Here is a 4,990-nt window from a genome sequence, read left to right on the forward strand (position 1 = left end):
CGGGCACGTTCACACGCGCGTACGTGCGCCACGAGCCGCTGCCGCCGCGGGTGGAGGCCCGCCTGGCCGAGCGCTGAGCCCCGCGCCTCACAGCACCCGGCCGGGCCGGCTGCGGTCGAGCAGCGCGGCGAACCGGAACGTGTTGACGGGGTGGCTGGAGATCAGGTTCACGAGCAGCACGAAGAACCCGGTGTCGGTGTGCGCTCGGCGGGCGATGTCGTCGAAGTCCACGTCGGGGTACAGGTACTTGCCGGCCGCCAGCACCCGCAGCCCCTGGCGCCCCTCCGGGCAGAAGGCGTAGGCGTGGTTGTCGGCGGTGTACTCCTGCGCGCGTCCCAGGGTGCTGCCGACACCGGGGATCACGTTGGCCACGGAGATACCGAACTGGCGCCAGAAGGACGTGTGGCCCGCAGCGATGTGGCCGACCTCGTGACCGATGACGAACCGCAGCGCATCGGGGTCCTGCAGCCGTCCGCCGACCTCGAACAGGTCGCTGTTGACGGCCACGTAGCGCCGCCTTCCGTGCCCGGACGCGAACGCGTTGACGACACCGTTCCCGAGCACGACGTAGGCGTCAGGCACACGCGGCATGCCGAAGCGCTCGGCCGCCTCGCGGACCATCCGGTGGGCCTCGGGGAACTGCTCCTCGGTGATGCGCACACCGTTGACGCGTTGCTGCGCGTAGAGGTAACCGCGCACGAAGTAGACCAGCGCGGGGATGCTGAGCAGGAGCAACGGCTCGTCCGTCGCCCCGGACAGGAAACGGCTGGCCGCCCCGAGGACGGCCAGCCCGGTGACGGCCACGCACACCGCGAGCACGGTGTTCTCGTGCGGGTGGCGCAGCCGTCGGCGCACGCGGGGGTCGCCCCAGCCCCATCGGGCGGGACGGCCCCCGTGCGCGTTCAGGACCGCTGGTCGGGGTCGATCCGGTCCTCGTCGTCACCGTCCTGCGGGGGCGGGCCCTGGTGGGCGCTGCCCTCGGGCGGCGGGCCGGAGTAGGCCGGACCGGACGGCGGGGTCTGGGGCGGCTGGCCCTGGCCGGTGTCGCCGTCGTCCTGCAGGTACCGCTCCATGTCGGCCGGGTGGGTGGTCGGCGGGCTCTGCGTGGGCGGACCGCCGGTGTCACCCCCCGCGGGCGGGCCTGCCTCACCGTGCCCCTCGCTCCATGAGGAGGATGCCGCGAGGAACGGGTTCTCGTATGCCTCCTCAGGCGCGGACGGTTCCCCGGGCGCGGGTTCACCCGGCACCGGCCCCTGGGACGGCGGCCCCGCCGGGAACGGCTCGCCGGGCGGCGGACCGGCAGGCGCGGGTTCACCCGGCACCGGTTCGGAGGCCGGCGGCTGTCCGCCGAACGGCGCGGGCTCGCCCGGAACGGGCTCCCCACCGGGCACGGCCCCGGGAACCGGCTCGCCCGGCGCGGCGCCCTCGACCGGAGCACCCTCCGGTGCGGGCCCCGGTACCGCGGCACCCACGGGCGCATCGGCGGGCGGGCCCACGGGCGCGCCCGCCCCCGGCTCCTCCGCCGGCACGGCCACCGGCGCGGCGTCGGGGTTGTCCTCGGCCAGGTAGGCCAGGGCAGCCACGGTGATCGCGGCCAGACCGGCCCGCAGCGTGGGCTCGCGCGCCGGGGCGAAGAACGGCGAGTGGTTGCTGGGGACGTTGCCCATCTTCTCGTAGGGCGTGTTGCCCGGCGCGGACTCCCACACGTCGTGCGGGGTGGCGCCCACGAACCAGAACACGTACGGGATCGGCTGCGAGTCGCCGGGCAGGCCGAAAGCGCAGAAGTCCTCGGTGGCCGGCGAGGGGTCGGGCAGGTGGATCACGTACTCGTCGCCGAAGTAGGCGTGGTGCGCGGAGGCGACCTCGTTGGTACTCGCGGGGTCGTTGAAGGTGGCCCCGCTGCCCTGGAACCGCTCGACCTCGGGTTCGCGGCCCGCACCCGAGGCCGCTGCCTCGGCGCGCACGATGCGCTCGATGGCCTCCTCGAGCTGCTGCACGACGTTGTCGTTGAGCGCCCGGGTGCTGATCTCCAGGTAGGCCTCGTCCGGGATGATGTTGGCCTTGGTGCCGGCCTGGATACGGCCGACGGTCAGCACGGCCATCTCGCTGGGACTGATCTCCCGCGAGACCACGCCCTGCAGCCGGGAGACCACGTTGGCGGCGATGAGCACCGGGTCGACGGTGGTGTGCGGCTGGGAGGCGTGGCCGCCCTCGCCGAAGATCCGGATCCGGTAGGCGTTGGCGGCGCCGAGGATGATCCCGGCGCGGTGCGAGATGAGCCCGGCCGGCTGGGGGCCCAGGTGCTGGCCCAGCACGACGTCGGGGCGGCCGAATCGGTCGAACAGGCCGTCGTCGATCATGCCCTGGGCACCGTTGAGGGTCTCCTCACCCGGTTGGGCGACGATCATGACGGTCCCCGCCCACTGGTCCCGGGTCTCCGAGAGCAGGTCCGCGGCACCGACGAGGCAGGCCGTGTGCGCGTCGTGCCCGCAGGCGTGCATGACCGGCACCTCGGCCCCGTCGGCGTCGTCGACGCGGGCGGTACTGGCGTAGGGCAGTCCGGTCTTCTCCTCGAGGGGGAGGGCGTCCATGTCGGCTCGCAGCATGACAGTGGGGCCGGGACCGTTGCGCAGGATGCCGACGACACCCGTACCGCCGATGCCCTTGTGCACCTCGTAGCCGGTCCGGGTGAGCCATTCGGCGACCCCGCTGGCGGTGCGGTGTTCGGCGTGGGACAGCTCCGGGTTCTTGTGCAGGTCGACGTAGAACCCCTCGACGAGCGGGAAGATCTCGTCGAGGAGTCGCATGACCACACTCCCGTGCTGGGCGGCACGGTTGGGGTCCACCGCGTGCGGCACGGTTTCCACCGCCTTCTTCGTTCTCGACTGGGGCAGTCGCCTGTCGGGGGCACCTGTACTCCCCCGCAGCTTAACGGCGGAGGAGGTACCGGGCGGCATCCGCATGGGGTCCGCGGGACGGACAGAGCCATTGCGGGCATGGGTTAGGGTCTGCACACGGAAAGCGACCCCGTGCCGTTCGTCGGCCAGGTCACACGCCACCCGCCACCGCGGACGTCCAGGTATGTGACTTTCTCGGAACTTTCCGCCGGTTCGGGCGAACCACTGGATGCTCCGGCTACATCACAGTAGGGTAACGGAGCACGACGTGGACGGAACCCGCGACCCTGCCGGTGTCCCCCACGCGCACCACGCGGCACCGGCTACAGCGTTCGATCTCCCTCGACGAGACCCGGCCCCGCACCGCGGCCGATCCTCCGAACGTCCCTGCCCAAGACATCCCGATCCTCGGAGTCCACCTGTGGCCTCATCCACGACCAGCCCGGCGTCCCCGCAGCCCGATCCAGGGCGCGGCGTGAGTCGCGCCCCGGGCTCCGCCGCGCGTCCCGAGAAGGCCACCCAGGCCCCTGGACGCGACTCACGCCTGGACAACGCAAAGTTCCTGCTCATCGCGCTGGTCGTGTTCGGCCACGCGATCGAACCGCTGCGGGACTACGCCCCCACCCAGGTCGTCTACTACTGGTTCTACATGTTCCACATGCCCGCGTTCATCGTGATCAGCGGGTACCTGTCCAGGAACTTCGACGCTTCCTCCTCCCGCGTCGAGAAGGCGGTCCTGACCCTCGCGATCCCCTACCTCATCTTCTGGGCCATCCACCAGACGATCTACGCTGCCGAGGACGGCCTGCCCGACTCCCTTTCGGTGCTGACCCCGACCTGGTCGCTGTGGTTCCTGGTCGCCCTCTTCCTCTGGCGGTTGAGCGTTCCGGTGTGGAAGCGCCTGCGCTGGCCCGTGACGATCGCGGTGGTCATCTCCGTCTTCGCCGCCACCGCCGACCTGACCACGACCCTGTCCCTGGGCCGTGTCCTGAGCTTCCTGCCCTTCTTCGTGCTGGGTCTGAGCCTGCGCAAGGAGCACTTCGAGCTCCTCGACCGCGTGTGGGCGCGCGTGGGTGCGGTCGCCATCTTCGCCGTGACGTTCGTCTTCGCGCTCTTCATCGCCAACGAGGAGGTCAGCCGCGAGTGGCTGTTCTGGCGCGAGAGCCTCAGCGACCGCGACATCGACCCGATCCTGCCCAGCATGGCGATCCGGCTGACGTTCATGGGGATCGCGCTGGCGATGTCCTTCGCCTTCCTGGCTCTCACACCGAAGAAGAAGACCTGGTTCACCAAGCTCGGCGCGTACACGCTGTACGTGTACCTCGGCCACGGTGCGTTCTTCCTGATCCTCAAGGCAAGCCCGTACTACGAGTACTTCGAGGAGACCGGCTGGGTCGGCCTGGCCCTGACCACCGCGATCGCCGTGGCGGTGACCCTGCTGCTGTGCACGCCGTGGGTGCGCAAGGCCCTGAAGTGGGCCGTGGAGCCGCAGCCCCAGTGGTTGCTGCGGACCGACGAGCCGGCCCCCAAGGCGGCGATGTCCGGGTCGAACCCCGCTGAGGAAGCCAGCACGGCGGAGCGCCCCGCGGTCCCGGACACCTCGGCCACCGCGGGCCCGGTGCCCGACGGCAGCCCCTCCGGCGGACCGTCCTCCGCCAACGGTGAGGGGCCGCGCCCCGGCTCCTCCTGATCCCCGGGGCGCCCCGCTGCGCCCCCGAAACGACGAGTGCCGTGTCGGTTCCCCTCGGGGACCGGCGCGGCACTCGTGTGTGGTGGGGGCTCTGGATCGATGACGGATTCTGTGGGCCCGGTTCGGGGGTCCGGAGTCCGGGGGACCGGGGGCCCGGAGTCCGGGGGTGGGTGTGTGATCTTGCTCCGGGGGACGTCGGGTGCCGGGGTGGGGTCTGGTGTTGCCTCGGGGGACGTTCTCTGGTGCAGCTTCGGGGGTGTTGTGTGGTGTTGCCTCGGGGGTGGCAGGCGTGCGGGGGCCTCCGGGCCCGGGGCTCGTGGTGGCTCGTGGGGCCGGTTGCTTGTGGGGCCGGAGTAACGGGTGTCCGGTTCTGCGGCGTTGTTAGTGCTCTTACTGTCACTAC

General features: G+C 71.5%; 3 protein-coding genes. 1 reads left to right on the forward strand and 2 read right to left on the reverse strand.

Annotated elements, in window-relative coordinates; all coding sequences use genetic code 11:
* Window positions 1-87 precede the first annotated feature (87 nt).
* Both D474_RS0126915 and D474_RS0126920 read right to left on the reverse strand, forming a co-directional pair.
* Entirely contained in the window at window positions 88-855 is a 768-nt protein-coding gene (locus D474_RS0126915; protein ID WP_017616578.1) for a M48 family metallopeptidase, read from the reverse strand.
* A gap of 47 nt (window positions 856-902) precedes the next feature.
* Complete coding sequence (locus D474_RS0126920) at window positions 903-2,867, reverse strand: amidohydrolase (protein WP_017616579.1); 1,965 nt, start codon at window positions 2,865-2,867, stop codon at window positions 903-905.
* A 505-nt stretch (window positions 2,868-3,372) separates the two neighbouring features.
* Between D474_RS0126920 and D474_RS30260 the strand changes: the two genes are divergently transcribed.
* Window positions 3,373-4,587 (forward strand): acyltransferase family protein, encoded by a 1,215-nt coding sequence (locus tag D474_RS30260; protein WP_017616580.1) that lies wholly within the window; start codon window positions 3,373-3,375, stop codon window positions 4,585-4,587.
* Window positions 4,588-4,990: the final 403 nt, after the last annotated feature.

Origin of the sequence: Nocardiopsis salina YIM 90010, assembly GCF_000341025.1 — a bacterium.
In the GTDB taxonomy this organism is placed as follows: Bacteria; Actinomycetota; Actinomycetes; order Streptosporangiales; family Streptosporangiaceae; genus Nocardiopsis; species Nocardiopsis salina.